The organism is Leptothoe sp. PORK10 BA2 (assembly GCF_034932105.1).
Taxonomy (GTDB): domain Bacteria; phylum Cyanobacteriota; class Cyanobacteriia; order Phormidesmidales; family Phormidesmidaceae; genus Leptothoe.
Genome location: NZ_JAYGIG010000148.1, coordinates 1 through 26,397 on the forward strand (window position 1 = coordinate 1; position 26,397 = coordinate 26,397).

The window sequence follows — 26,397 nt, forward strand, 5'->3', positions numbered from 1 at the left end:
ACCGACGACGACGCTATGGGCTGCGATTCAATTTGATAGCGGCACTCTACAATTATGAACTCAACCTTGCCGAAGACTGGCAGCAAAATACAGCAATTTAGCACATAATCATTTTTGCAAGAGGTCTTATGTACTCAATCCGTATAGATGTAATTCCCATCGACGACGACATAGCTGCACCTGATGTGGTGGCGGCCCAAGTTGGACTACACCTAAGTATCCAATTGTACAAAGCCTTCCTGGGTACTTCCTGAAAATCAGACAAATACCCTCTGAAGCCTTTCTAGTACCCTTCCCCCACCAACCACCCCAATCCCATGCGTTAAACTGATGAAGATTCACCCACATTTAGAACTAGGCAACTGCTATGACCCTTGCTGTTCCGCCCCTAACCTCCTTACGGCTGCAAGAAATTCCTAACCTCACCTACCAGTCCGCCACCGATCGTTTCGATGCGTCCTGGGCTGCACCGTTATCGATGCTGCTAGGTCTGGGGCGATCAGCCGGGGCTGACTTTATAGAATTTTTCCTAGAGCGGCGAAACTACATTAGCTGCCTAGCCGAGGATGACGCTATTACTAGCATTTCCCCCAGTTTGTCCACCGGGGCTGGAGTGCGGGTTTTTAAGGGTAAAGCCGACTGCTATGTCAGCACCAACGACGTCAGCTTCCAAGGGCTTAAAGCTGCTTTGGAAAAGGGCCTGTCCATCATGGGGCTGCTGCTGCCTGCCACCTCGGCTTATGTGCCGGAGGTCACCTTGGAAATGTTTCGGGACTATGGCAGCTCCAAGGAAAATTGGCTAGCCAACTGCACCACCATGCAGGTGATGGGGGACGTGCTGCTGGGGGCTAATGCCTCGGTGGAAAAAGTGGCTAAACATTTGCAGGCCCGGCAGACCTCCTACTTTAGGGACTGGCAAGAGGTGCTCGTGGCCAGCAGCGACGGCACCTTTGCCCGTGATATTCGCCTCACCCAGTCTGTGGCGGCCAATGTACTCTGCGCCGATGGTGAGCACCGCTCCTCTACTAGCCAGCGCCTAGGCAACACCAGCGACCCCAGTTTCCTCACTGCTTGGGACTATGGCACCACCGCCGAGGAATTGGCGGAGTCCGCTGGCAAAATGCTCTATGCCGACTATGTGGAGTCTGGCACTTATCCGGTGATCATGGCCAACCACTTTGGCGGTGTGATTTTCCATGAAGCCTGTGGTCACCTTTTAGAAACCACCCAGATCGAACGGGGGACTACACCGTTTAAGGACAAGAAGGGGGAGAAGATTGCCCATGAGAGTCTCACTGCTTGGGATGAGGGTCGCTCCAATGAGTCCTTTGGCACCATCGACATGGATGATGAGGGCATGCCCGCCCAGCGCACGCTGCTGATCGAAAATGGTGTGCTGAAAAACTTCCTGTCGGATCGGGCTGGTTCTGTGCGCACGGGCCATCCTCGCACCGGCAGCGGCCGTCGTCAGAATTATACTTTCTCCGCCGCATCCCGCATGCGCAATACCTTTATTGATGCCGGTGACCATAGCTTAGAGGATCTCTTTGGCTCGATAGACAGGGGGATTTACTGTAAGAAAATGGGTGGCGGCAGCGTTGGCGCTACCGGACAGTTTAACTTTGCCGTGGATGAAGCCTATCTGGTGGAAAACGGTAAAATCACCCGGCCCCTAAAGGGTGCCACCCTGATTGGTGAGGCGGTGGATATCATGCAAAAGATCTCCATGTGCTCCCAGGATTTGAGTTTGGCTCCTGGTTTTTGTGGGTCCGTCAGCGGCAGTGTCTATGTCACGGTGGGGCAGCCCCATTTGAAGGTGGACAGCATTACCGTCGGTGGCCGTTAACCCACCTCGGAGATCCTCCCTGGAGGGGAGAGGTGTTGATTCTGGGGTGTGGGTTCTATCAAGACTGATGGATCCTGATCTATCGTAATCGCCCCGCGATTTTTTATCGGGTGGGCTGTGCCTACTTTCCGAATTGCCCATTATTCATTGCTCTTCAAATAACAATGTCTAAAGTCACAGAAATTTCTGCCAACGCCCAGACTATTGCCCAGCGTCTCGGCATTGCTAAGTACGACATCTATGGTTCCACTACCGACAGCACCAGCGTCCAGGTGGATCAAGGCGAACCGAAACAGGTGAAAGCTTCCAACCGGGCCAGTGTGACGGTGCGGGTGTGGAACGACCAGGGGCGTCTGGGGGTGACTTCCACCACCGATGTGGATGAACGGGGACTGGAGCTGGCCCTAAAAACGGCGTCTGAGGCCAGTGCCTTTGGGGCGACTGAGAACATTCCTGACTTTAGCCCTGAGGCGACGGCCCCCCTGCCGGAGGTGGATGTCACCCTGGCGGCAGCGGCTCCGGTGGGGACGCTGATTGAACAGTTGGTGGCGGCGGAGCAGGCGTTATTGCAGGCCCATGATGCGATCGCAAGCGTCCCCTACAACGGCCTAGCCCAAAACGCCAGTGAGCATTTCTACGTCAACAGTGCCGGAGCCCAGCGTAGCGAAGAACGCACTTCCGCTTCGGTTTATCTATATACCAAAACGGAGCAGGAAGGCCGTAAACCCCGGTCCGGCCATGCCGTTCGCATTGGAGTGGGCACCGAGCACCTAGATATCGAGGGCTGTTTGCAGGAAGCCACCGAGAAAACCCTCAGCCACCTGGACTACGAAAAAATCGAGTCTGGCAAATACTGCGTTGTCTTTTCCCCCAACGCCGTTTTAAGTCTGATCCGGGCCTTTGGCAACCTGTACAACGCCCAGAGCATCCTCGATAAACGCAGCCTATCCACTGCCGAGAGCCTCAACACCGCCATCGCCTCACCCCTGCTGTCGGTGTATGATGACGCTCTCCATCCAGGCAATGTCAGCCCCGACACCTTTGACGGCGAGGGCACCCCCACCCGACGACTCCCCATCATCGAAAAGGGCATCCTGACCAACTTTCTCCACAGTGCCGGCACCGCCAAACGCATGGGTGCTAAGCCTACGGGCCATGCCAGTATTGGGGCCAAGGTCAGCGTCGGCAGCAATTTTCTCCACGTCACCCCGGGCCAACCCGCCGACACCCGCTACAGCTTAGAAGATGCCGACAGCGTGATCTTAATCGACGAACTGCAGGCCCTCCATGCCGGTGTGAATGCCCTTCAAGGCTCCTTCTCCCTGCCCTTCGATGGCTGGCTAGTGCAAGAGGGCAAACGCATCAGCATCGAGTCCGCCACCGTCGCCGGAGACTTTCTCCAGCTACTCCAATCGATTATCTACGTTTCCCCGGAGGAAGAAGTCACCCCCAGCGGTGTCGCCCCCCATGTATGGGTCAAGGAGCTATCCATTACGGGGGAGTAGGAACGGGCCATAGGAACGAGCCGTAGGGTTTAGTTTTTTAGAGCCAATTCTGTCTCGGTTCAGAGCTTTGCCCTATACCCTTGGCCCAGGGGGTTGAGTTTTTCCCTGGGGTATCTACATAGCTTTTTGCTAAATTACCCCCATTAGATGTTTTCACGTTAAAGATTCAGTGTTTTGGGCTGAGGCGATGTAGATTTCACGTTATGTCATAGTAACTACCCTCGCCATATCACTTCAAGAATGACAAGCCCGACCGATTCAGATTTAAGATTTGGCCTACCTGACTTTTCTAAGCATGGCTTTAAAATAAAATCTGAGCTGGGGGCGAACCGGTCTGGGGGACGAGTCACCTACCTGGCTAGGCACATCAAAACTCGACGACTGGTGGTGATTAAACAGTTTCAATTTGCCACCTCCTCCAACTGGGGGGGCTACGAAGCTATGCGCCAGGAAGGGCAGGTGCTAAAGAGCTTACAACACCCAGGTATTCCCAGATACCTGGGTGTTTTTAAGTCCGATGACGGGTTTTGCATGGTGCAGGAATTTAAGCGCGCCTATAGCCTGGCTAAGCCCCGCAGCTTTGGTCCCGAGGCGATTCGTGAGATTGCGATCGCATGTCTAGAAATTCTGGTTTACCTCCAAGATCGCATTCCCCCCGTCATCCATCGCGACTTTAAACCCGCCAATATCCTGGTCAGCAAGAAGCTAAAAGTTTACCTGGTGGACTTTGGCTTTGCTCGCATCGGCGACGGTGAAGTGGGCATCAGCAGCGTCGTTAAAGGCACCCTCGGCTTTATGCCCCCGGAGCAAATCTTTAATCGACAGCTCACCGAAGCATCGGACCTCTATGGCCTAGGCATGACCCTGATGTGTCTGCTGACCAATACCCCCGCCGACCAAGTGGGGAATTTAGTCGACGTTACCTACCAAGTTGACTTTACTCAGCTGAAAAACGACCTCAGCCCCCAGTGGATCAAGTGGCTGGAAAAAATGGTCAGCCCCCGCCTGAACGAACGGTTTGCAAATGCCAAAGTCGCCCTAGCCCATGTGCCCGACCACGGCCTCCGCCAACCCCAGGTCCTGGTCAGTAAAACCCGCATCCAGCTGACCGCTTTCAACCCAGGGGACTTATTAACAACGGCCATCACCCTAACCAATGGTGTGCCGGGCACTATGCTCAGGGGAAATTGGCAGGTGGTGCCCCACCCAAGTGACCCGATATTCAGGACTGGCAGTCGCCCTAGCGACAGCGCCATCACCCAGAGCGCTATTATCCAGAGCGACGGCAACCGACATAGCTGGATTAACTTTTTCCCCGCTGAGTTCCAGGGTAACAACGTCACCACCCAGATCCAGGTGGATACCAGCCAGCTGATGACGGGCCAAACCTATGAGCGGACCCTACAACTCAAAAGCAACGCCCACCAGTCAGTTCACCCCATTACCCTGGCGGTGGAAACTGCCCCCATGCCCATCATCCGTTCCCGGGGTACGCCCTATCCCTTGCTAGGCGGTCTTCTCCTGGCCTGTTGGATCACGGTTTGGCTCTTAACCAGCCTTGTCCCGGACTACGACCCAAGGCTGGCCAACATTGGCAAAACCCTCACGGTATTCGCCATCTTTGGTAGCGGCCTGGGGTGGCAGATCGCCAGCTGGCTTTTACATGAAGCCAAGCTCAACTCACCGGTCGCCCGCATCAACCTGATCATCGGGGCCATCTCTGTGGCCTTGGTTGCCCCCCTTTGTCTCCTGCTCAATGTCGCTACCACCGATGTGATCACTGCAGTGATCACCACTGGCCTCGGCATGATTGGCGGTAGCGTGGTGGGCATCATCAGTGGTTTAACGATCGATCGCTTCTGGCAACGGGACTTCAAACCAAAACTCGCCATTGGCCTATCCCTCTTAACCTGCTTAATGGGTATTGGCCTGGGGCTTGGTCAAGGCTTGGCCCTCAGCACCCCCTGGTTCACCTTCGGCCTGATTGCCAACGCCATCGGCATTGGTACCATGTTGGTCTATTTACCCATTCAACAGGCTCAGGCCATTGCCCTCTATCGCCGTAACGTCGAGCAGCGTCTGATTCGCCCGTAATTTTGTTCGTAATGGCGATCTGCATTCGGCCCTAGCCCCTCAACATTCGTGCCACAAAAATCAACCCATAGAGTGGGTGCACAGTTTTTGCCTGAGGAGCTAACATTGTGGTGTTTTATTAATCAGACCTGTTAAGATGCCGCTGGTTGTAATTCAGTTCTGAGCTCAGGCTTTCTATGCATAGACTTTTATGCGTGGACTTTTAAAAGAGATTTAAAGAGGGATTTGTGCGATGACTCTTCGAAAACTCACACCGTTCGTAATGTTCGGCATACTGACGGCGGCGGCAGGCAGTGCCTCGGCCCATTTGGTTGAGACCAACTACGTCCTCGATCAGCTTGCGAATAGCGAGTCCCAGCCGGTGCTCAAGATGCAAACCACCTTTAGCAATGGCAGCCCACTGAAGGGGGCTAAGGTAAATGTGTATGCCCCCAATAATCCGGTCACCCCTTGGACTCAAGGGGTAACTGACGACCAAGGGCGGTTTAGCTTTAGCCCCAACCAGTCCCTTCCGGGCGATTGGGAAGTCACTATCGAGCAGCAGGGGCATGGCGACATTTTAACCATTCCCGTAGATGAAGCGGGGGTGATGCCTGACTTAATTAGTGATGTCAGCGACCAAGATATTCACTATGGCTACATGTCTTTCCTGGGCTGGGCCATGTCCTTGGGCTCCCTGCTCGCTTTAGTCCTGTGGCGGCGGCAAAAGTAGCTGGTTGCTCACCGCCGGTTGATTATCGCTTTTTACAAATACTTGTCTGTAATTCTGCTAAATCCGTGTACTGGTCCGCCAGGTTAATTAACAAATCGCTGGTCATGGACTGCAGACTCACTAGCTCTATCCTGACCCCGCGATAGCTGAGGGCATCCAATGCATAGGTCAAATGACCGTCCCCGCTGAGCAGGGTGATGGTGTCGCAATGTTCGGCCAGACGCATCATGTCCACTGCCATTTCTACATGGAGATTTGCCCGTCTTAAACCATCCAGGTCCGGGGCCAAATCCTTGCTGACCACTCGGTAGCCATGGCGACTCAGCCATAGCAAAAAACCCCGTTGCTTCTCATTCTTGGGGTCCACACCCGTGTAGAAATAGGACCGTAGCAGTCGCCGATCGCCCACCAGAGTCTTGATCAATCGGGCATAGTCCACCTCAATCCCCAGGGACGAGGCGGCATAAAATAAATTTGCCCCATCAATTAAAACAGCAATGCGATCGCGACTGTCAGCACCATCATCCCCGGCATAGGGATTAAAAGCCCCGGCATTTGGCGATAGTTGCAGCTCTCCCCTGGTACGACTGTTTGAGCCATTGGGCTTCCGGTTCCGAGCAGCCTCGTTATGTTCAAGATTATTTACCATGGGGATTATGCTGACTGGGTTTCTGCAAGATAAATAGCGGTCGTTCAGGTTAGCGCCCCAGAGTTCACAACGGCGGTGAACGATAGAACCTTGAGCAAAAACTACGGACGGCTCAGACGGGATGTCAAGAACAATATGAAATATTAATTATTTCTTAAGATTCTGTATCTATCCATCCCTAAGTGTACCGGTAATGTCAAGTCTTTGTCTCTGATTTACGATGCTAATTGCTGAGGTTTGGATTTATGCGATCGCAACCCGCTCCCATAACCGTTCAGTAGGTCCAACCCAAAGCACGCCCTGAACTTTACGCTTGAAAATTACTGTAGGATACCCATAATTAGGCAAACGATTCTTAGGCAAACGATATAGCCATGAGCCACTCTCCTAACAACCAGGTCAACCCTATAGCCGGAGACGAAATCGTAGAACCTGCCACACCCCAGGAAACCGGGGAAAATAAGGTGACTCAGATGGTAAATCGACTGATTCGAGCCAAACGCATTACCTATCCCCAGTATCAGGCCCTGTATAAAATGGTGTTAGCCGATGGCACCATCGACGAACAGGAACGCCGTCAGATCAATCGCCTATTTGACGCGATTCAATCGGGTGGCATCCGCATCGTGGAATAGGTCCATATTCGTCCATATCATGGAGCAGCTCATCTAATCAAAGATGGCAGCCTCAGAGTTCTGTTGAAAGATGTGACCGTAGTCAAACTGCAATGCATTTTGATGGCGCATCACCATGGCCCCCAGCTGACTGATCTGTTCAGGAGAAAAACTGGCTATGATCAGGGCCACTGTCTGGCCTGGTTTGAGCTTAGGCTTCCGAACAAAGTAATCGCGGCGGGCAAAAAAACGATTTTCATCCTTAGGGACAATCACCCCATTGATACGATGGGCTCGCTGCACCGGGCGAATGTAGAGGTTAAAAAAGTCCTCCTGATTGGGTTGCAGACAATAGAGCCGCTCGTGCTGTTCCCAACTCATTTTAAACAACAACACCAGCAGCTCAAAGCCCAGGATGTAGCTCAGGACGCGGCTATGCTCCTGGCCACTGACCATCAGTTGCATGGCAGACTCGAGGTAAGCCTTGGCCTGGTGCTGGCGGTTCTGGGCAGAGTGCATATAAAACTGACGAATGTACCGCCGGAGAACCTTTTCTGTTAGCTGCGTTTCGATGCGAAAACGACGCAGGTGCAAAATAATCTGCTGTCGGGTATCTCGATCGTGAATGATCCGCGATACCATGCCATCGGCAGTGTAGTCATCTAGAAACCTGGCCTGTTCCTCGGGGGATGTAGCACAGATGACATGGCACAGGGACAGCACATAGCGACGCTGCACCCAAGGTAACCCCACCAGCCACTGCTGAGCTTCCGGAGGCAGGGCCTCAATTAATTCTTGATTTTGGACGTCATTAATCGCAGACATGCGACCTGTCATCTATTGGTTAGCACCAAAATATGTATCGAATTTTCAGGAAATCTGGTCTGGACACCCATGTTCAAGACTACAGATAGCTAAGGTGACGATCAGGAAACTTACGGGTTCCTAACGATCGCTATAGCGTTCTTCGGCCCAAGGCTCACCCCGTTCGTGGTAACCATTGCGTTCCCAAAACCCTAGCACTGGCTCCGCCGAGAACTCCAAACCACTGAGCCACTTAGCACTTTTCCAAGCATATAGATGGGGGATGACCAATCGTAGGGGGCCGCCATGGTCCGCCGGTAGGGGTTGCCCTGCCAAGGTGTGGGCGAGAAAATTTTCAGGTCGCGCAAAATCTGCCATGGCTACATTTGTGGTGTAGCCGCCATAGCAGTGGGCCATCACATGGGCCGCCTGTGGATCCACATCTACCGTAGCTAGTAGATCCGTCACCCTCACCCCAGTCCAGGTCACATCCAGCTTGCTCCACGTCGTGACGCAGTGAAAATCCGCCGTAAATTGATGCTGGGGCAAGGACATCAAGTCTTCCCAGCTCAGGGTTTTGGCAGTGACTAAACCGGATAGGGCTAGCTGCCATTCATCCTGGGTGACTTCGGGCGTGGGCCCATAGGTCAGTACGGGAAACCCTTTGGCTAAAGTCTGGCCGGGGGGCACCCGATCGGCTAGGTCAGAGTTGGGTTTTTCAAAGAATTTCATGGGGGCGGGCCGGCTGGTTTTATGAGCTGGTTTTATTGTAGGTGATAGCCATGGACACCTATGATTTAAGCCCTGCTCCTCACCCTGGCCCCCATGACCAGGGCCATATCCGTCCTTTGGGAGGCCGCGAAAAATAAATGTAGCTTTTCAAGTTATTACAACTCTTTACACCTGGTTCCAATTTTCTGGCAGACTCAGTTATGTCACTATTATCCGAAACGTTGACCGGGCACTAGTTTTCACGCTTCATTGCGGTGTAGACTCGCTCTACGCTTGCTCTAAGAAACTTGAAGTGGTTTAGGGATAGTTCTCATAAACAGCCAGAGTTCGCTAAATCAAAGCGTTGCCGTTTTAGACGGTGGAGTGCAACAAAATTTTCAAATAGAGGAAGGTATTGCCAAATCCATGATTAACAACACTTTGTTTCGCCCTGCAGCAGTAAAGGCTAACAGAAAGAAATTTAATCCTGAAGGTTTTGATTTAGCCGCAGCTCTGAAGAAAAGACAGGCGGCTGACGCGGCCAAAGCGGCAACTCCTCCAACGGCTGACTTTGATGTTCAGAAAAACTATGTCACTGCGTTTTCTGACAATCAACCCGTGGAACTGGTCGGCACTAACTCCGTTACCGATCTAGATGTGGTGATTCGGGCGGCCTACAAGCAGGTGTTTGGCAATGCCCACCTGATGGAAAGTGAGCGCGCCGTCATTGCAGAGTCTCAGTTTCGTCGGGGTGAACTCACGGTGCTGGAATTTGTCCGGGCCCTGGCTAAGTCCGATCGCTACCGCGCTGTATTTTTTGAGAACTGTCCCAACCTGAGAACGGTGGAATTAAACTTCAAGCACCTGCTGGGTCGGGCTCCGGAGAATAATGCCGAGGTTTCGCAGCATATTCAACTTTTGGCCGAGGGTGGTTTTGACGCTGAGATTGACTCCTACCTTGATAGTGACGAGTATTTTCAGCACTTTGGGACAGACCTGGTGCCCTACTATCGCGGTCATCAAACCCAGACGGGTAAGTCGGTGTCTGGGTTTACCCATTCGTCCCAGCTAGTGAAGGGGGCGCCCAGCAGCGATAAGTCCATTGCTAGTAGTACGACGCCTCAAATCCAAGCGGGTTTGCTAGGGGGCACCCCCACTGCAATTCAGCCCCTGGCTACCCTGCCCTTGGCTACTCCATTGATTCCGCCCCAGGAGTACAAGCAGCCGGTTAAGGAGCTGACCAAGAGCGACTTTATTGCGCCCTATAAGTCGGGGGCATTTTTGTCCAAGCCTGTGACTCCCAGCGAGTGGGTGCAGCAGTATAACGCTAAGCAAGCGGCGGCTACCTTCCCCGCAGCTCGCGCTAGTCAGCCGGTTAAGTTGTACGGCGGTGCTTCGGGAGAAGATGTGGCCATCGTCATTCGGGCGGCCTATAAGCAGGTGTTTGGCAATGTTCATCTGATGGAAAGCCAGCGCTTAGTGACGGCGGAGTCCCAGTTTAAAGATGGTGCGTTAACGGTGAAGGAGTTCGTCCGGGCCTTGGCTAAGTCGGATGCCTACCGCGACCTGTTCTTTGAGCGTTGCTCCAATGTGCGGGCCATTGAGTTGAACTTTAAGCATCTGCTGGGTCGGGCCCCTGACAACTTCAAGGAGGTTTCTCAGCACCTGGCTATTTTGGCTGAGGGAGGGCTAGGGGCTGAAATTGACTCCTACTTTAACCATCCTGAGTATGACGAGAACTTTGGCACCGACACAGTTCCCTACTATGTGAGCTATGCCACCCAGACTGGTAAGAATGTGGCTGGCTACAACCGCATTTTTGAATTGGTTAAGGGCCTATCTAGCAGTGACCGTTCCATTTCTGAGTCCATCCAGACCAGTCAGCGATCGCAACTACAAACGGCCCTAGTTAAGGGCTTCCAGCCAAAGACCGAAATCGTCTTTAACCCCAAGGGATTTGACCTAGCCAAGGCCGTCGGTGCAGAGATCGTCCTTGCCAAGCTGGACAAAGGCTCACCAGCCATCACCACTGCCTACACCGACGCATTTTCTGCCAGTCAGCCGGTGGAGCTAGTCTCTGGCGACGGCCCTGGCCAACTCGACCTGGTGATCGAAGCGGCCTACAAGCAGGTATTTGGCAATGCTCACCTAATGGAAAGTGAGCGCTTTCCCGTGGCTGAGTCCCAGCTGCGCAATGGCGACATTACTGTCCTAGAATTTGTCCGCGCCCTGGCCAAGTCCGACCGATATCGCACCCTGTTCTATGAGCGTTGCACCAACCTCAAGACTGTGGAGCTGAACTTTAAGCATTTGCTAGGTCGGGCCCCTGCCAACGGTGCCGAAATCTCCGAGCACATTCAAACCTTGGCCGAGCGTGGATTCTACGCCGAGATTGACTCCTATTTGGATAGTGATGAGTACTTCCAAACCTTTGGGGCCAACATCGTGCCCTACTTCCGGGGGTATCAAACCCAAACCGGTCAGGGCATGGCCAGCTATACTTACGCTTTCCAGTTACTTCGCGGGGCCTCTAGCAGTGATAAGCAACTCAGCCAGTATGGTGGCGCTGCCGTCGACCAGGCCATTCTGAGCAATCGGTCCAGCCGGATTCCCACGATTGCTGAGCAGACTATCCCCGTGGCGGATACTCGCCCCAAAACTAAGTTTATCCCCCCTGTGGTCACCCCTGACTATAGCTTTAACCTGGAGGCTACCAGTCCCCTAACGTCTGTGGAGCGCACCTCCATTTGGCAGGGACAGTATAGCGCCCTAGCTAATATGGCTCCTGTCAAGCTAGTCCCCGGTGCCTCCGATGAGGATATCAGCCTGGTGATTGGAGCCATTTACAAGCAGGTGTTGGGCAATGCCCACGTCATGGAAAGCGAGCGTCTCATCAGTGCAGAATCCCAGCTGCGCCATGGTGACTTAACCGTGCGGGGCTTTGTGCGGGTATTGGCCAAGTCAGACCAGTATCGGGCTCGCTTTATTGACAATGCCCCCCGCTATCGCTGCCATGAGTTGAACTTTAAGCATCTCTTGGGTCGGGCGCCTGAGAGCTATGACGAAACTGTTTACCACAGTGCCATCCTCGACCACCAGGGGTATGACGCTGACATTGATGCTTACATCGACAGTGATGAGTATGCAACGGCCTTTGGGGAAGATGTCGTACCTTACTATCGCGGCTTCAAAACTCAGACTGGCCAGCGTCTGGTGGGCTATGTGAACATGTTTGACCTGCTGCCTAGCGTTTCCACTAGCGATAAGGCTGGGTCTACTAAAGCTCGAGTGGAGAAGCGTCTCTCCTATGAAAACCCGGCTAAGGTACAGCCTGTGACCGATGGTACTCTGTTGATTCAGAAATTGTTTGGTCTGATTTAGGCCTCAGTCCGCCATATCTTCCAACCAAGGGCTTTTACCCTTGGTTGAACCAGCCCCCGGGCTCTTACTGTGTAGGAGGTCGGGGGCTTTTACTGGGGTTAGCAATCGGGCCACTTGGCTAATCTGGCTGCTGACAAAAGAGGATTTTGGGGATGGATCTAGAATGGAATAACGGTATCGTTGTACCCCCCTGTAACTTCTAGAGAGGTGAGACTAACACCATGAGTCGACATAAAGGGCTAAGACTAGGATTAGTTGGACTGCTCTGTGCGATCGCAATGCCTTTAGCCATGGCCCCCTCTGCCCAGGCCGATCGGCTCATCATCATTCGCTCCCCATCCCAGGGCGAGCGGCATTCCCATGAAGAGCGGTACCCCCATGAAGAGTCACGCTCTCGGCGTTCAGAGCATCACCGATACCCCAGCCGATACCCCATCTATGAGCGGCGACAGCCCGTACAGCGGCAGGTCACCGTAGAATTTATTGCCCAGGGGGACGAATGGGCCAACGTATACGTCGATGGTCGACGTATTTTCTCCCCCACCAACTATGCCAACCGCCGCCAGCGATTCACCTTTAGGGAGGGGGCTTACGACATCAAAATTACCGGTGTGGATTTCTTTGATGTTTGGGCGGAGGGCTATTTAGATGTCGGTCGTGATGATACCAACATTATTGTCGTTAGCTTTTCCGAGAGAGGGGGCATCAGGGTTTCAGGCGATTCTAATGCCTGGATTCCAGTATCGGCCCGACGATAATCGGCCCGGCGATAATGGGACCGGTGATAATGGGACCGGCGATCATTAGAGACGATCATTAGACCTGTGTCCCATCCCGACCATAATTTCTCCCCTAGCCTGTCCCCTAATCCCTACGGCTGGATTCCAAAATCCCTGCAAACCCTGCACCGAGCCCATTGGTACCGCCAGGTCCAACCCATTGAGGGGAAAGGCGGGGCCACTATCTGGCTCGACGGGCAGCCCTGTCTAAACTTTGCCAGCAATGACTATCTGGGTCTGGCAGGGGACCCCCGATTAGCGGCGGCGGCGGCGGATGCGATCTCATCCTACGGTACCGGCAGTACCGGATCTCGTTTACTGAGTGGTCAACGTCCCATCCATCGAGAGTTAGAGCAGGCCATTGCCCAGCTCAAGGGCACCGACGATGCCATGGTATTTAGCTCAGGCTACCTAGCTAACCTGGGCACCTTGGCCGCCCTGGTGGATCATCGCGACCTGATCGTGGCGGATCAGTACAACCACTCCAGTTTGCAAATGGGGGCCCGCCTGAGCGGGGCCACCGTGGCGGTGTACGATCATAACAACCTGGCCCAACTGCAGCGACATCTAGCCGAGAAACGGTGCCAGTATCGTCGCTGCCTCCTGGTCACCGACAGCGTATTCAGCATGGACGGCGACCTGTGCCCACTGCCGGAAATTTTAGACTTGGCGGACCAGTGGGATGCCATGGTAATGGTGGATGAGGCCCATGGCACGGGAGTCCTGGGGGCCAGCGGTGGCGGTGCCGTAGAACTTCTGGGCTGTCGCCAGCGCCCCATGGTGCAGGTGGGCACCTTGAGCAAATCCCTCGGTAGCTTGGGGGGCTATGTCACTGGCTCCGCCGACCTAATCGACTTTTTGCGTAACCGCACCGCCACCTGGATCTACACCACGGGACTGTCTCCGGGGGATGCGGCGGCGGCAAGGGCTGCGATCGCAATCCTCACCCAATCCCCCCAATGCCTCACCCAGCTCACAGAAAACAGCACCTACCTGCGGCAGCAGCTAGACCAGCTAAAGGTAAAACGACTCCCCTCCGACTCCCCCATTGTCTGTCTCCAGGTCAAGGACGCCGCCACCGTCCTAGCCCTGGGCCAACACCTGCAGCAGCAGGGCATATTTGCCGCCGCCGTGCGCCCCCCCACGGTGCCCACCAGTCGGTTGAGGATGACGGTAATGGCCACTCATACCAGGGAGGATATTGACCGGCTGGTGGCGGGAATTAAGGATTTTTGGGCCGGAGGAGTCAGGGAAGAACTATCCTTGTAAGTTCCTTTTCAGTCCCGCCTCAGCTGACCTACTCCAGATCCTCCGGCATGACCCACTTCCTCGGCTCCGTTGCCCGGGCAATCATTTTTTTCCGCACGGCCTCCTCCGCCATCTCTAACATTTTGTCGAGGGACGTGTTCTCAATAAAACTAGAGGCCTGCTGGGTGTAGGCTTCATTAGGACAGGCATCGCCTTTGATGCAGCCGTTAACGCATTCCACGGCACAGTCAACGGCGTTGCTGCCGCTCGGGTTCTCAGGAGCACTGCCGCTCGGGTTTTCAGTAGTCATAGGGTTACTTTTAAAGCTCTTCTCTCCTGCAAAATTTTAGACAACTTTGCCCATGATTTCACCCAACCGTTCCATGGAAGATGCCCCAGGGTCCCCAGGCCAACCCCTCAACCACTCTACGATGATGCATCGCTGCCTAGAGCTGGCAGCCAAAGGGGCGGGGCGTACATCCCCCAACCCCATGGTGGGGTCAGTCATTGTCAAGGATGGGCAGATTGTTGGGGAAGGATTTCATCCCCAAGTGGGCCAACCCCATGCAGAAGTCTTCGCTCTGAGGGCGGCGGGGGATAAGGCCCAAGGGGCTACCCTATACGTAAACCTGGAACCCTGTAACCACACCGGACGCACCCCCCCCTGCACAGAAGCCGTATTGCAAGCCGGTATTGCCACGGTGGTGATCGGCATGGCGGACCCCAACCCCCAGGCCAGCGGCGGTATCGAGCGGTTGCGCGCCGCTGGTGTTACGGTGATTACCGACGTGGAAACCGCCGCCTGTGAACAGCTGAATGAAGCCTTTATCCATCGCATTCGCCACCGTCAACCTTTTAGTATCTTGAAATACGCCATGACTCTGGATGGCAAAATTGCGACGGACACCGGCCATAGCACCTGGATCACCAGTCCAGAATCGCGACGGCGAGTACACCAGCTAAGGGGACAGTGCGATGCCGTCATTGTCGGTGGCAACACGGTGCGGCGGGACAACCCCCACCTCACCAGTCACGGCGTCTGTGACCACAACCCATGGCGGGTAGTCATGAGCCGCAGTCTAGATCTGCCAACCACCGCAAACCTATGGCAGACCGACATCGCTCCCACCTTAGTGTTTACAGAAACACCCCCGGAAAACGCCTCGGCCATATCCCAGCCAACCCTACCCAGCCAGGTAGAGATTGTCCCCCTGAATCCACTCACCCCAGCGGCTGTTCTCAACAACCTCTATGGCAGGGGGGCATCCACGGTTTTATGGGAATGTGGCGGCACCCTGGCGGCGGCGGCCCTGGGCGAGGGCGTTATTCAAAAGCTATGGGCCTTTATTGCCCCCAAACTCATTGGGGGCAATAAAGGCTACACCCCCGTGGGGGATATGGGACTGAAGACAATGACTGAAGCGCTGATGCTGCAAAAGACCGAACTCGAAAAGATCGGGCAGGATTGGCTGATTCAAGCCTATTTGGCTAATGATTAATCGATGGCTGTTTAGTTATCGATTAAACGACCTGCACCCTCGGCTACCCCAACTTCAAACCCATGGCAGCGCATCAGCAAGTCGAGGGAACGCATAAATTCATCGCGGTTACGCAATACGTCAAATCGATGCACCACTTTGCCCCGTTCCATAAACAACAGGGTGGGTAATGTCTTTAAGCGATAGAGGTTGGCCAACTTAAGATTTTCATCGGCGTTGATATCGAGCACATGGATCTGGCCTGACCACTCCTGCTGAAACCGATTGAGCATGGGGGTTACCCGTCGACATAGGCCACACCAAGGAGCCCAAAAGTGTACTAGAACCGGCACAGAGGAACCTAGTACAATGCGCTCAAAATTATCTTCAGTGATAGTCATTGATATTTAATTATTGGCAGTATTGAAAAAAAGCTTTTAGTACTTCTAAATCTTAATTAATGGAGAGCCCAATACCCAAGGAAAATCGAGGGACTAGTGTGACCTTTTCCTAACAAACAAAGTGATTTGTCAGCTGCAAAAGAACTGCAAGTACCGGACAAAACCCGTTTGTGGACATCGATAGGGTCGTGGGCATAGGCCTAACGCTAAAAAGCCTGCTTAAGACGTAGAAACTGAACCAACGATGGTAATGTTTGTACAGTTTTTTTTCACCGTGAAAGCTTAAGAAAATATTAAAAGCAAACCTCGGTTTTCCGTGAATTTACGGTCTTTATGTCTCCCGCCCATGGCACCTCTGCCCGTGTAACCCCCATCTACTTTCGCTTAATCCATCTCGGCTGGGGACCGAGCGGATGAAACAGCGCAGGTACTATGTGTCACTTTGCATATCCTGCTCAATGGCATCCAAGGTTTTGACGATGAGGCGCTTGGCCTCTAGGTTCCACCCCCAGGACTGCACCCCAAAGGCGACATAAAAACCAACGGCCGTGGCGATAAAATCCAGGGGTTGATGCATGGAGATGCCGAGCAACAAGCCCAGGCCACCGATGCCCCAGAAGGGTAAGGCCACCATCTGTCGATCTCGTTCAACAATTTTGGCGAAAATATGGGTGGGAATGTCCGCTACTATTTGCGCTTTGACATCCTTTTGTTGGGGATAGGGCACCGTTAGGCCGACCTTCGGCCTCAGTTTTTCAATTTTGCGCGCCTCTGTGCTGAACTGGGTAAGCTCGTCTTCGGCCATGGCAATGAGCTTGTCAATAGAATTCATAAAAACGCTGAATTGATTGTGGAGCATGGCTTAAAGGTGCCAAGTAGAAACCTTTAGGCTGGCAAAAGTAGTTTTGAGTATGCAATATTAACAATTACTCATGCATTCTTAAGCATTCTTAATTTAAGTCACTAGGGTAACTCTCTGCAATTGGCTGGACTGCCTTAATAAACTATGGTTCCCGCTATCCCAGCATCCTATAAAAGCTTTTTGCCCCGATTCTATCGACTGTCGGTGGTGGGGGTGTTTTCTAACATGATGGTGCCCTTAGCCGGGGTGTTTGACACCGCGTTTTTGGGACATTTGTCCGATATTCACTCCCTGGCTGGGGTGATTTTAGGTAGCATTCTGTTTGACTATCTCTATCGTATTCTCAAGTTTTTGCGCAACAGCACCAATGCCCTGACAGCCCAAGCGGTGGGTGAAGAGGATGACGTTGGGGTGCTGGTGGCGGTCTTGCGCTGTGGTCTGGTGGCAGTTGCGATCGCAGCCCTTATCCTACTGCTGCAATACCCCATTCAGCAGCTGGGCTTTACCATTTTGTCCGGCGCACCGGAGACTGAGCAGGCGGGCCTAGCCTACTTCAACGCCCGCATTTGGGGAGCCCCGGCGGTGCTGCTCAACTTTGTCCTAATTGGCTGGTTTTTAGGACAAGAGAAAAACGGTGTCGTATTTTTTATCTCCCTGATGGCCAACGGCTCCAATGTGCTGATGGACTATCTGATGATTAATCGCTGGGGTTGGGAAAGTGCAGGAGCGGGTTTGGCCACCGCCCTCAGTCAATATTTGGGACTGCTGGTGGGGGTAGTTGGCTTGGCCCTCACCATCGACTGGTCTCAGGTGGGCAAGGTGATGGCCCAGGTGATGGATCGCCAAGCCTTAGCCTCCACCCTCACGCTCAAGGGCAATATTCTAGTGCGCTTTTTAGCCCTGATTTCCGCCTATGCCATCTTTACCAATCTGAGCGCCTCCTTTGGCACCGTATCCCTAGCGGAAAACGGACTGCTGCTGCAGATTGCCCTGCTCAGTCAGTTCACGGTGCAGGGGGTGGGCATGACGGCCCAGACCCTAATCGGCAACTTCAATGGCAAGGGACAAACCGACCAATGTTTGCCCGTCCTCAACGTAGCCATCGTCACCAGTCTGGTTATTTCCCTGGGCTTTGCTCTATCGGTAGTGGGTTTTCCAAAAACCATGTTCTCCCTCCTCACCAACCATACGGAAGTGAGTCAGGCCATGGGTAGCTATGCGGCTTGGCTAGTACCGCTACTGAGCATTACATCCGTGGCCTTTATGTTAGAAGGCTACTTTATTGGTTTAAAAGAAGGGGCGGTGCTGCGCAATAGTGCCCTGCTGGGGTTTGGCCTTGGGTTTGCCCCCTTAGCCCTGCTGGCGGTACATTTGCAAAATAGCTACTTGCTGTGGACTGCCTTGACGGCCTATATGGCAGTAGTCATGCTGTTTTTGGTATACAAGCTGGTGACTATGCCCCTGGCAGAGCCCACCGTAATGTCATCATAACTAGGTGGGGGCGTATCAGCTCAGGCCCCATGGGGTTGAAGGGCTGATCGTTCTAGGCAAAGGAAACGCAAACAAAACAGACGATGATGCAAAATCCTTGGTTAGTGGCAATACTCCTCAATACACTGCTGCTTGGGGTTGCCTTCATCAGCCCCAAGAAACTTCTCACCCCCATGGGGTACCTCCATGCCTGGGTCTTGGGGGTAATCGTCTGGGGCTGTTTGGGTTGGCAAGCCTACGCCGTGATGCTGGTGTATTTTGCCGCAGGCTCGGCCGTGACCAAGGTGGGCTTGGCTGAAAAAGAAGCCGCTGGCATTGCTGAAGACCGAGGGGGGGTGAGGGGACCGGGCAATGTTTGGGGGTCGGCCCTAACCGCTGCCATCTGTGCCCTTTTGGTGTGGCTCACGGGCCTGACGTCTGCCCCCATCCTAGGGCTGTCCAACAGCCAGGTGGCACAGCTATTGATCTTGGGGTTTGTCGCTAGCCTCAGTACCAAACTCTCGGACACGTCGGCAACAGAAATTGGCAAAGCCTATGGCCAGCGGACGTTTTTGATCACCACATTGCAGTCGGTCCCTCGGGGGACCGAAGGGGCCGTGAGTCTAGAGGGGACGTTGGCGGGTGTGGTCGGGTCCCTAATGCTAGCTGTTGCCGCCTGGGGGGTGGGATTTATCCCAGCCATCGGTATTGTTATTTGCGCCATCGCCGCCTTTATTGCCACCACCATTGAAAGCCTGATTGGGGCCACCATTGAGGACAAACTGCCGGGCTTCACCCACGATGTGGTGAATATCGTTAATACCTTAATTGGGGCAGTGGTTGCCATCTGCCTAGGCTCCGTGCCAATGTCCTAGAACCGCTCTAGGCCGGAGTCATCCGAACATTCTAAAAATTCCCGACACCTACAGCCATCCCTACTACTGGTCATCCTTTATCTTGATTGGCAACAGTCTTGAGGTCATAAACCAAGCCCAGGTTGAGAACCCTAGTTCTGGCCCACCCTGCGGGCAGCAAGCTACACCCCCAGCCTCCTCCTCCCGGAGGGCGTTCGCGAAGCGTCTCCAGAGGATACGGGGCGTCAAAGTCCCCCTCCCCTCGGGAGAGGGATTTAGGGTGAGGGAAACTCCAGGGTTCCGGTTAGACAAGGTCATAGAACTTTTGTATCGTCCTCTGGGTTCCCTATTTTGAATCATGAAAGTATGATTACCCAGAGTTCCATAAAATCCGTCCTATGCTCTCCGAATCTGAGCTGACTCAAGCGCTGATCCACATTGCCCAACAGTTCGTTGGCTATGGCCCAGTGAAAAACATTCAACCCCTAGGCAGTGGCAACATCAACGATACCTATTTAGTGGAGGCAGAGCGGCCATTTGTCCTCCAGCGCATCAACACCGAGGTCTTTCCCCAGCCTCGCCAAGTCATGGACAATCTCTGCCAGTTTGTCAGTCATGCCCAGCAGCGTTTGAGTATAGATCCCTTCAACCGTCGGTGGGAAGTCCCCACCGTACTCAGAACAGAGCATGATCAACACCATTGGAGCGATGCCCAGGGCTACATCTGGCGAGCACTGAGCTTTATCCCTGACACCGTCACCTTCAACACCATTCAAGACCCACACCATGCCATGGAAATTGGTTATGGTCTGGGCTGTTTCCATAGCTTGCTCAGCGATCTACCCCCGGCCCACCTCACCGATACCCTACCCGGGTTTCACATTACCCCCAACTACCTCCGTCAGTACGATACGGTGTTGCCAAAAATCGATGCCTTGACCCCAGAAGAGCACCACTGCTGCACCCTCATTGCCACCCATCGAGGGCGGGTGACTGTCTTAGAAAATGCCAAGGCCGAGGGCCATTTACCGCTGCGTTCCATCCACGGCGATCCCAAAGTCAACAATATTTTGATCGACAGGACCACCTGGCAGGTCGCTAGCCTGATTGACCTCGATACCATCAAACCGGGACTGGTCCACTACGACATTGGCGACTGTTTGCGCTCTAGCTGCAATCCCCTAGGGGAAGAAACCCATCATTGGCAGGCTGTTACCTTTGATCTGGACCTATGCACGGCAGTGCTCCGGGGCTATCTCTCCAGCGCCAGCACCTTTCTCCAGGCGGTGGAATACGACTATATCTATGACGCCATTTGGCTGATTACCTTTGAGTTGGGTCTGCGCTTTTTTAGCGATCACCTGGCGGGGAATCGTTACTTTAAAGTCCAACGACCTAACCAGAATCTTCAGCGGGCCTTAGTGCAGTTTCAACTGGCTGAGAGTATTCACCTCCAGGAACTGTCTATCCAAACCGTGATTGATCAATTAAAAACTGAATACTGTACGGAAGTGCGTTGTGTAGCGTAGAACTACTTAATAGGTACTGAGTTATCGATCACCTACCCCACGCACAAGTTGAAATCTTGAGCTTTCCTAGGTCAAAATGGCTGCGCTGGACGTGGGCAGGGTTTAGCTCTTTAACCGTTTAAAACCTGACTGTACATGGCGATCGCATCCTAGCGATCCATTCATGGAGCCGTCATTTACCCTGTGTTTGTTCCCAAGGAAACTATTCATGGCTATACCGTTTTCACTAAAACCGTTTGAACCCATCTCTGATTTAGTGATTTCCGGGCGATTGGTGCGCTCCCAGTCGTCCCTCACCGTGGAATACACCCTCACGGGAGCGGTGGAGGAGCTAGAAGTTCCCCCCGCCAGGGAGGATACCCCGAGTCGTCGCGATCATCTTTGGGAAAATACCTGTTTTGAGGTGTTTATTGGCCTACCTGATTCTCCCCGCTACTGGGAGGTTAACGCGTCCCCCAACGGTGATTGGAATGTGTATCGCTTTGATGACTATCGCCAAGCCATGGTGGCTGAACCAGCCTGCAAAGCCATCGCTAGCACTTGGCAACCCTTAACTAAGGGTTACTATTTGACCCTAGAACTCCCTACCGAAGAATGGTTAGCCAATGATCAACCCCTGGTGATTGGTATCAGCTCTGTTCTGAAAACCGATAGTATTTCCCATTGGGCCCTCAAACACCCCGGTGAAGAACCTGATTTCCATCGACGGGATACCTTTAGTCTTACGGTTTAATCCTGCAGCTGAGTCCTGTGGTTTAACCCTGTGGGTATAGAGATGGGCAAACTGCCGATCAGTTAGGGGATGATGGGGCGGATTTACCGATAAAACTGAGTCGGATAGGCAAACTCAATCCCAACCTGGTCAAACTGTTCTTTGATCGCCAGATTCATTGTTTGTTGGACATCTCGGTAGAGGGTGTAGTCGTTACTGTGCACGATATAAACGATTTCGTAGTTGAGGCTAAATTCGCCAAAGCCAGCAAAGTGGGCCCGGTCAAAGGTGACTTGGGGAATCTCTTCGATCACAGTACGGATAATATGGGGAATTTGTTCTAACTGGGTATTGTTTGTTTTGTAGGCCACACCCAGGTTAAAGACAATGCGACGCTGGGCCATGCGCTGGAAATTTTGGATGCGAGAGGCGGTTAGATCGGTGTTGGCTACAATCAGCTGTTCGCCGTCTATGCTTTGCAGTCGGGTGGTTTTAATGCCGATTTGGTTAACGGTGCCCGCCATGTCGCCAACAATGATAAAGTCACCCAGCTCAAACGGGCGATCTAACAAAATAGAAAAATAGCTAAACAGGTCTTGCAAAATCCCTTGGGAGGCGAGGGCAATGGCCACTCCGCCAATCCCTAGACCGGTGACCACAGCGGAAATGTCAAAGCCAAGGTTATCGAGTATAAAGATAATGCCAACGGTCCACAGGACGACTCGCACAGCCGGGATCAGGGCATTGAGACTTTGCTGTATGTTGGGCTGATGGCGATGGATATGGCCATAGATGCGCAAGCTATATTCGGCCACTGAGCCCAACAACTGCAGCAGCAGTAGGGTGGCTAAGATGACTCCTATGGCTGTCAGCAGCTGGGCAACAGTGGGGTAAAGTGTGAGGCTTTGCAGGCCGAAGTAGCAGGAGCCCAGGTAGAGGAGCCACAGGCTGGGGTGCTCTATGATGCGGATGAGTTGGTCGTCTAGGAGGCTGGTGGTCCGTTGGGCCCAGCGTTGGAGGCGATGAAGGAGGAGGCGATGGAGGAGATGTGAGATCGCAACCCCACCACCAATCATCAGTAGGGCGATGCCATAGGCGGCAAGGGTATTGCCTAAAAAGGTTCTCTGGAGGATTTCAGGCACTGGGAAAGCTATATCATCATCCTGTTTAGGTTAGCAGGGCTAAGAGAATAATGTACCGTGAGCATGCTGATTGTTTAACGATTTCTAGGCTACTTCTGAACGGCACAGATGTCCCTGAAGCCAGCCATCACCCATTTCAAACTTTTAGAATGGGCAGGCTGCGGTGGTATAGGGATTCTGCACAGTAATCTCTCTTACGTCCCTCCTGGCTAAGCTGTGGGCGCTTTTGACTGATCGTTACATGGCTCATTGCGCCGGGGGACGACAGCTTAGCCATCCCCCGACGCAATGACTCCGGCACAGCGGTCTAAGCTGCATGGTGTAGGAAAAACCAGGCTCCGCAAATTGCTAAAAAGATCAACACTAGGCAGATGAGTAAATAGTTGGGCGGCTTAGGGGGGGCTTCTGCGATCGCAACCCTAGCCACCTGACAGTCACCCACGCTATAACCCTCGCCCGGTAGTAGTGTCACAACCACCGTTTCATCCTCTTCACAGGCCACCGCATCAGCCAAAGGCGTCACCTCAATACAGACCTCCGTTTCCCCCTTCAAAAGGGTTACGCTGCGATTAATGGACTTATAGTCTTTCCCCTCCGTGGCCGTTCCACTCACCCCATAGCCAATCACCGTATCCTGCATCACAGGCTCATTGGCACAAATCAAAATCTTACCGGTATCAATGCAGATTTGGCCCTTTTGCGGCTCAGCTGCCTGAGGATCGGGGGATTTAATGCAAATCACAGCAGCTGGCTTTAACAACAGCGAAGTATCAATCCGGAAATGGGAGCGGGTGGTGTGGCGCTCAGCAAAAAATAGCTCAAAGGAATAGTTTTTCCCCTTTTCCAACACCAGCGTTTCACCGGAAGGCAGGGGCTTATTTAGCTGGGTTCCTCCATCCGTAATCTTCAGGTCGATATCATCCGTCAGGGAGCCGTGCACACCCCCTAAATCAATCACAAGTTTGCCATCAATAAATACCCACAGGTCATCATCCCCGGTGAATGTAAATTGCTCATGGCCCTGGTAGGTAAACTCGGAATGGATTTCGTAGGTGAAGTGATAGTTATGGCTGCGTCCTTCATTCCCAAACAGCTGATCATCAATGGGAAAGAACTCCAGGTTCTCATAGGTGAAAATGCCATTCCCGTTACGGTCATCTAAGACAATATCTAATGATGTAGCCTGATTAACTGTCTCAACATCCCGAAACCACTGATCAAAATTCTCCTTACCCGTCGTTGTTTTACCTTTTCCCCCCTTGTATACAGGCTTACGATCTATCCCTAGTAGGGGTTCAACAATATTTTTCTCCGGGGCAACTACATGCTCAAAATCAGCATGGCTATCTTTAAAGTCGCGAATTTTCCCAGACAATGTAATTTGTGGCATGGTAGGCTCCTTATTCTGAATAAGCAGGTAATTTGTCGTTACTGTTCTGGTTTAAGGGGATTAGTCTGTCTATAGTGGCTGCCATCTGGCAGGGCCTCACAGGTGGCAGAGCCTCACAGATGGTCTAGGCTCAGTAACGCTGATATGTACCTATACAATTGAGAGCAGAACTTTTCCTGAACCTACGTAAATTTGCTGGCAAAATCTGTAGTACGTGTCTTGAAAAGACTCAATACTAGCTGTCAATATTAACTTTGGTAAACGCATCAAAAAAAACGTTAATCATCCATACCACCGGGAAAACTTACCTAGCATCAGGACCTTCCCCATAGCGATTCTGAAATGTTCGTAGTTGAGTCATTCGCCCTAGGTAAGTTAAATGAATCTGACCCGATTTTCTCCAGTCTTGACAGTCGCAGCCATCAGTTTTTTGAGCCTACCCGCTCAGGCATTCAGTATTGGAGGCAATTCTAGCTACACATCCAATGGCTTGCCCACTGAGCTATCCGTTAACAATGAGGTGCACGCCCCTGATGGCGACACCCAGTTCACGGTATCGAATCCTAGCGCACTGAACATCGGCTCTTTATTGCTAGAGGGAACCCTGGGCGAATTTGGGGTTACGGATAACAGTATATATACCTCTATTTCGTCCTATATCACAGGGTTTCAATTTCTGGGGGAAGAGGCTACCTTTAACTTAAATGCGAGTGAGACTGTTCTGTTCGGATTTGCTAACGGTAGTATCTTCACCCTTGATTCAGAGCTTAGCGGCGACATTATAGACCTAGATGGAAATATTCTAGGAACAGCTGTGGGCAGTTTATCTTCAGTGCAATCTGACAATCAGATCGGCAACTTTTTCATTGACTTGGAGGGAACACCGATAAATCCAGAGACAACAGACTCACAATCTGTTCCAGGTCCGAGTTTATTGTTTGGACTGATCGTTTTAGCAATAAGCGCCCTATGGCAACCCACCAAAAAGTTACCAGAATAGGAACTGTTGTCATTTCGTTGACCAGGTTAGTTAAGACAATAGATATCTCTGAAAGTTTGCCTAAATTTAGGTAAGCAAATAACAAACGCTAACCTGATACGCCAATCAACAGGGTTACGCTGGGATATCTATGGCCGGCATCATGCAGGCAATCGGTTTAAAGAAAGGAGGTGTCAACCATTTCAAGGGGAAGATCAACGCTGCTCCAGTTAACGGTGTTCTCGTTGGCTAACGTGGTCATTGAATCCTCCTAACGGGGACGGTCATTGGGCCTCCATCGACTGCACTATACCTTGCGTGATCCGTTCTCTCAATGGAACCTGGCGATTTTTTGAGTTCTCAGTACGATGAATAGTAGCAGCAACCTGGCTTGTGGTCGAATTATGATGAGTTATCATGAATGAAGGGATAAGGTCTAGCGCTCCTACGCTGACTGTACTTGGGAAGACAACTAGAAAAGTTCGTTCTTGGCAACCAATCATCTTCTCTAGAGGATGACGGTCTACTGCTACCGCGCTAAGCATACAAGGGGACGGAAACTGTCCGGAGTTGCACTTGGATTAGTGGCAGTCCATAAAGAGTAAGGATCTTTTTGGCCAAAGTTACGTCATAGAGTTCAGAAATCTGCTCAAACCAGTCTACTCATGACGATGCCATGCCTTCAATGTCCGTCCTGCCAATCCACGAAGGTAGTGAGTAACGGCAAAAACCATAACGGCAAGCAGAACCACAAGTGCCGCGAGTGCGGTCGTCAGGTCGTGCTCAACCCGACACAAAAGCGCACCACTGAGGAGACCAAATGCCTGATAGATCAGCGTTTGCTCGAAAAGATACCCCTAGCGGGCATTGTCCGAATTGTGGAGGTTTCCGAGCCTTGGCGACAAGAGTACGTCAACGGTAAATATCGGTCAGTGCCCCGTCAAATGGCAATGATGTTAAGGCTTACTATGACATCAAAGACCCAGTCTATGATCTGATCTGGGCAGCGGCCCTTGACTGGGCTAGAGGCCATGGCAATGACTAAACTGAGATCCCAGAGCAGATAAATAAAAATTTATCCCGATTATGGCCCTTATTTCCTGAAATAAAAGGTAAGCATTCAGGGGGTCTGAGTTGTGAGAGTTTCAATCAGCAGAGTACCTGCTAGAGTAAGCGGATGAAAGACAAGGCTCTCCCATCGATTCCCGAGGTCAGTAAAGCGGATTGGGAAAAGACA

At 52.6% G+C, this 26,397-nt stretch carries 22 protein-coding genes and 1 pseudogene; 15 read left to right on the plus strand and 8 right to left on the minus strand.

The features are described 5' to 3' along the window. The first annotated feature begins 367 nt into the window (after positions 1-367). The 4 genes from VB741_RS23525 to VB741_RS23540 all read left to right on the plus strand — a co-directional run bounded on the left by VB741_RS23525 (position 368) and on the right by VB741_RS23540 (position 6,157). Positions 368-1,846: a TldD/PmbA family protein gene (locus tag VB741_RS23525; RefSeq protein ID WP_323367660.1), complete on the plus strand. Its 1,479-nt coding sequence runs from the start codon at positions 368-370 to the stop codon at positions 1,844-1,846. Positions 1,847-2,010: 164 nt separating this feature from the next. Continuing rightward, a complete protein-coding gene (locus tag VB741_RS23530) occupies positions 2,011-3,351 on the plus strand; it encodes a TldD/PmbA family protein (RefSeq protein ID WP_323367661.1) in 1,341 nt (446 codons plus the stop codon). Between the two features lie 240 nt (positions 3,352-3,591). Continuing rightward, positions 3,592-5,445, plus strand: coding sequence for a serine/threonine protein kinase (locus VB741_RS23535; protein ID WP_323367662.1), 1,854 nt, complete (start codon positions 3,592-3,594; stop codon positions 5,443-5,445). A gap of 232 nt (positions 5,446-5,677) precedes the next feature. Further along, positions 5,678-6,157: a carboxypeptidase-like regulatory domain-containing protein gene (locus tag VB741_RS23540; protein ID WP_323367663.1), complete on the plus strand. Its 480-nt coding sequence runs from the start codon at positions 5,678-5,680 to the stop codon at positions 6,155-6,157. A 22-nt stretch (positions 6,158-6,179) separates the two neighbouring features. Here the strand turns inward: VB741_RS23540 and VB741_RS23545 are convergent, their stop codons facing one another. Next, on the minus strand, positions 6,180-6,806 hold the full coding sequence (locus tag VB741_RS23545; RefSeq protein ID WP_323367664.1) for a LabA-like NYN domain-containing protein: 627 nt from the start codon (positions 6,804-6,806) through the stop codon (positions 6,180-6,182). 374 nt (positions 6,807-7,180) lie between these two features. Here VB741_RS23545 and VB741_RS23550 point away from each other — a divergent pair, with 374 nt between their 5' ends. Beyond that, complete coding sequence (locus tag VB741_RS23550; RefSeq protein WP_323367665.1) at positions 7,181-7,441, plus strand: hypothetical protein; 261 nt, start codon at positions 7,181-7,183, stop codon at positions 7,439-7,441. A gap of 33 nt (positions 7,442-7,474) precedes the next feature. Here the strand turns inward: VB741_RS23550 and VB741_RS23555 are convergent, their stop codons facing one another. Together VB741_RS23555 and VB741_RS23560 are read right to left on the minus strand one after the other, a co-directional pair. Continuing rightward, positions 7,475-8,245: a cobyrinic acid a,c-diamide synthase gene (locus VB741_RS23555; RefSeq protein WP_323367666.1), complete on the minus strand. Its 771-nt coding sequence runs from the start codon at positions 8,243-8,245 to the stop codon at positions 7,475-7,477. Between the two features lie 120 nt (positions 8,246-8,365). Further along, positions 8,366-8,956, minus strand: a complete 591-nt coding sequence (locus tag VB741_RS23560) for a sulfite oxidase-like oxidoreductase (protein WP_323367667.1) — start codon at positions 8,954-8,956, stop codon at positions 8,366-8,368. A 405-nt stretch (positions 8,957-9,361) separates the two neighbouring features. Here VB741_RS23560 and VB741_RS23565 point away from each other — a divergent pair, with 405 nt between their 5' ends. From VB741_RS23565 to bioF, 3 genes are all read left to right on the plus strand, one after another. Then, a complete protein-coding gene (locus VB741_RS23565) occupies positions 9,362-12,316 on the plus strand; it encodes a phycobilisome rod-core linker polypeptide (RefSeq protein WP_323367668.1) in 2,955 nt (984 codons plus the stop codon). Between the two features lie 221 nt (positions 12,317-12,537). Further along, positions 12,538-13,074: a hypothetical protein gene (locus tag VB741_RS23570; protein WP_323367669.1), complete on the plus strand. Its 537-nt coding sequence runs from the start codon at positions 12,538-12,540 to the stop codon at positions 13,072-13,074. A 66-nt stretch (positions 13,075-13,140) separates the two neighbouring features. Next, entirely contained in the window at positions 13,141-14,364 is a 1,224-nt protein-coding gene (gene bioF / locus VB741_RS23575) for an 8-amino-7-oxononanoate synthase (protein ID WP_323367670.1), read from the plus strand. Between the two features lie 28 nt (positions 14,365-14,392). On the opposite strand, the gene VB741_RS23580 is transcribed toward bioF, so the two are convergent. Next, entirely contained in the window at positions 14,393-14,653 is a 261-nt protein-coding gene (locus tag VB741_RS23580) for a hypothetical protein (RefSeq protein ID WP_323367671.1), read from the minus strand. Between the two features lie 73 nt (positions 14,654-14,726). Here VB741_RS23580 and ribD point away from each other — a divergent pair, with 73 nt between their 5' ends. Continuing rightward, entirely contained in the window at positions 14,727-15,842 is a 1,116-nt protein-coding gene (gene ribD, locus VB741_RS23585) for a bifunctional diaminohydroxyphosphoribosylaminopyrimidine deaminase/5-amino-6-(5-phosphoribosylamino)uracil reductase RibD (RefSeq protein ID WP_442786442.1), read from the plus strand. An 11-nt stretch (positions 15,843-15,853) separates the two neighbouring features. Here the strand turns inward: ribD and VB741_RS23590 are convergent, their stop codons facing one another. Next, complete coding sequence (locus VB741_RS23590) at positions 15,854-16,222, minus strand: thioredoxin family protein (protein WP_323367673.1); 369 nt, start codon at positions 16,220-16,222, stop codon at positions 15,854-15,856. Between the two features lie 430 nt (positions 16,223-16,652). Then, on the minus strand, positions 16,653-17,054 hold the full coding sequence (locus VB741_RS23595) for a hypothetical protein (protein WP_323367674.1): 402 nt from the start codon (positions 17,052-17,054) through the stop codon (positions 16,653-16,655). Between the two features lie 174 nt (positions 17,055-17,228). On the opposite strand from VB741_RS23595, the gene gntT reads away from it, so the two are divergent. The 4 genes from gntT to VB741_RS23615 all read left to right on the plus strand — a co-directional run bounded on the left by gntT (position 17,229) and on the right by VB741_RS23615 (position 21,670). Further along, positions 17,229-18,575 (plus strand): guanitoxin biosynthesis MATE family efflux transporter GntT, encoded by a 1,347-nt coding sequence (gene gntT / locus VB741_RS23600; RefSeq protein WP_323367675.1) that lies wholly within the window; start codon positions 17,229-17,231, stop codon positions 18,573-18,575. Positions 18,576-18,658: 83 nt separating this feature from the next. After that, positions 18,659-19,429, plus strand: a complete 771-nt coding sequence (locus tag VB741_RS23605) for a TIGR00297 family protein (RefSeq protein WP_323367676.1) — start codon at positions 18,659-18,661, stop codon at positions 19,427-19,429. A 377-nt stretch (positions 19,430-19,806) separates the two neighbouring features. Then, positions 19,807-20,937 (plus strand): phosphotransferase enzyme family protein, encoded by a 1,131-nt coding sequence (locus tag VB741_RS23610; RefSeq protein ID WP_323367677.1) that lies wholly within the window; start codon positions 19,807-19,809, stop codon positions 20,935-20,937. Between the two features lie 208 nt (positions 20,938-21,145). Beyond that, positions 21,146-21,670: a DOMON-like domain-containing protein gene (locus tag VB741_RS23615; protein WP_323367678.1), complete on the plus strand. Its 525-nt coding sequence runs from the start codon at positions 21,146-21,148 to the stop codon at positions 21,668-21,670. Positions 21,671-21,753: 83 nt separating this feature from the next. Here the strand turns inward: VB741_RS23615 and VB741_RS23620 are convergent, their stop codons facing one another. Then, the gene (locus VB741_RS23620) at positions 21,754-22,791 is read right to left on the minus strand and encodes a mechanosensitive ion channel family protein (protein WP_323367679.1); all 1,038 of its coding nucleotides are present in this window, start codon (positions 22,789-22,791) and stop codon (positions 21,754-21,756) included. Between the two features lie 307 nt (positions 22,792-23,098). Next, complete coding sequence (locus tag VB741_RS23625) at positions 23,099-24,181, minus strand: fibro-slime domain-containing protein (RefSeq protein WP_323367680.1); 1,083 nt, start codon at positions 24,179-24,181, stop codon at positions 23,099-23,101. 379 nt (positions 24,182-24,560) lie between these two features. Here VB741_RS23625 and VB741_RS23630 point away from each other — a divergent pair, with 379 nt between their 5' ends. Then, complete coding sequence (locus VB741_RS23630) at positions 24,561-25,181, plus strand: hypothetical protein (protein ID WP_323367681.1); 621 nt, start codon at positions 24,561-24,563, stop codon at positions 25,179-25,181. A gap of 650 nt (positions 25,182-25,831) precedes the next feature. Then, positions 25,832-26,107 (plus strand): annotated as a pseudogene (locus tag VB741_RS26530) (IS1/IS1595 family N-terminal zinc-binding domain-containing protein); the annotation flags it as partial. Positions 26,108-26,397: the final 290 nt, after the last annotated feature.

Coding starts and splice junctions, on each gene's coding strand:
- VB741_RS23525 (WP_323367660.1), top strand. CDS start 368: ATGACCCTTGCTGTTCCGCCCCTAACCTCCTTACGGCTGCAAGAAATT.
- VB741_RS23530 (WP_323367661.1), top strand. CDS start 2,011: ATGTCTAAAGTCACAGAAATTTCTGCCAACGCCCAGACTATTGCCCAG.
- VB741_RS23535 (WP_323367662.1), top strand. CDS start 3,592: ATGACAAGCCCGACCGATTCAGATTTAAGATTTGGCCTACCTGACTTT.
- VB741_RS23540 (WP_323367663.1), top strand. CDS start 5,678: ATGACTCTTCGAAAACTCACACCGTTCGTAATGTTCGGCATACTGACG.
- VB741_RS23545 (WP_323367664.1), bottom strand. CDS start 6,806: ATGGTAAATAATCTTGAACATAACGAGGCTGCTCGGAACCGGAAGCCC.
- VB741_RS23550 (WP_323367665.1), top strand. CDS start 7,181: ATGAGCCACTCTCCTAACAACCAGGTCAACCCTATAGCCGGAGACGAA.
- VB741_RS23555 (WP_323367666.1), bottom strand. CDS start 8,245: ATGTCTGCGATTAATGACGTCCAAAATCAAGAATTAATTGAGGCCCTG.
- VB741_RS23560 (WP_323367667.1), bottom strand. CDS start 8,956: ATGAAATTCTTTGAAAAACCCAACTCTGACCTAGCCGATCGGGTGCCC.
- VB741_RS23565 (WP_323367668.1), top strand. CDS start 9,362: ATGATTAACAACACTTTGTTTCGCCCTGCAGCAGTAAAGGCTAACAGA.
- VB741_RS23570 (WP_323367669.1), top strand. CDS start 12,538: ATGAGTCGACATAAAGGGCTAAGACTAGGATTAGTTGGACTGCTCTGT.
- VB741_RS23580 (WP_323367671.1), bottom strand. CDS start 14,653: ATGACTACTGAAAACCCGAGCGGCAGTGCTCCTGAGAACCCGAGCGGC.
- ribD (WP_442786442.1), top strand. CDS start 14,727: ATGGAAGATGCCCCAGGGTCCCCAGGCCAACCCCTCAACCACTCTACG.
- VB741_RS23590 (WP_323367673.1), bottom strand. CDS start 16,222: ATGACTATCACTGAAGATAATTTTGAGCGCATTGTACTAGGTTCCTCT.
- VB741_RS23595 (WP_323367674.1), bottom strand. CDS start 17,054: ATGAATTCTATTGACAAGCTCATTGCCATGGCCGAAGACGAGCTTACC.
- gntT (WP_323367675.1), top strand. CDS start 17,229: ATGGTTCCCGCTATCCCAGCATCCTATAAAAGCTTTTTGCCCCGATTC.
- VB741_RS23605 (WP_323367676.1), top strand. CDS start 18,659: ATGATGCAAAATCCTTGGTTAGTGGCAATACTCCTCAATACACTGCTG.
- VB741_RS23610 (WP_323367677.1), top strand. CDS start 19,807: ATGCTCTCCGAATCTGAGCTGACTCAAGCGCTGATCCACATTGCCCAA.
- VB741_RS23615 (WP_323367678.1), top strand. CDS start 21,146: ATGGCTATACCGTTTTCACTAAAACCGTTTGAACCCATCTCTGATTTA.
- VB741_RS23625 (WP_323367680.1), bottom strand. CDS start 24,181: ATGCCACAAATTACATTGTCTGGGAAAATTCGCGACTTTAAAGATAGC.
- VB741_RS23630 (WP_323367681.1), top strand. CDS start 24,561: ATGAATCTGACCCGATTTTCTCCAGTCTTGACAGTCGCAGCCATCAGT.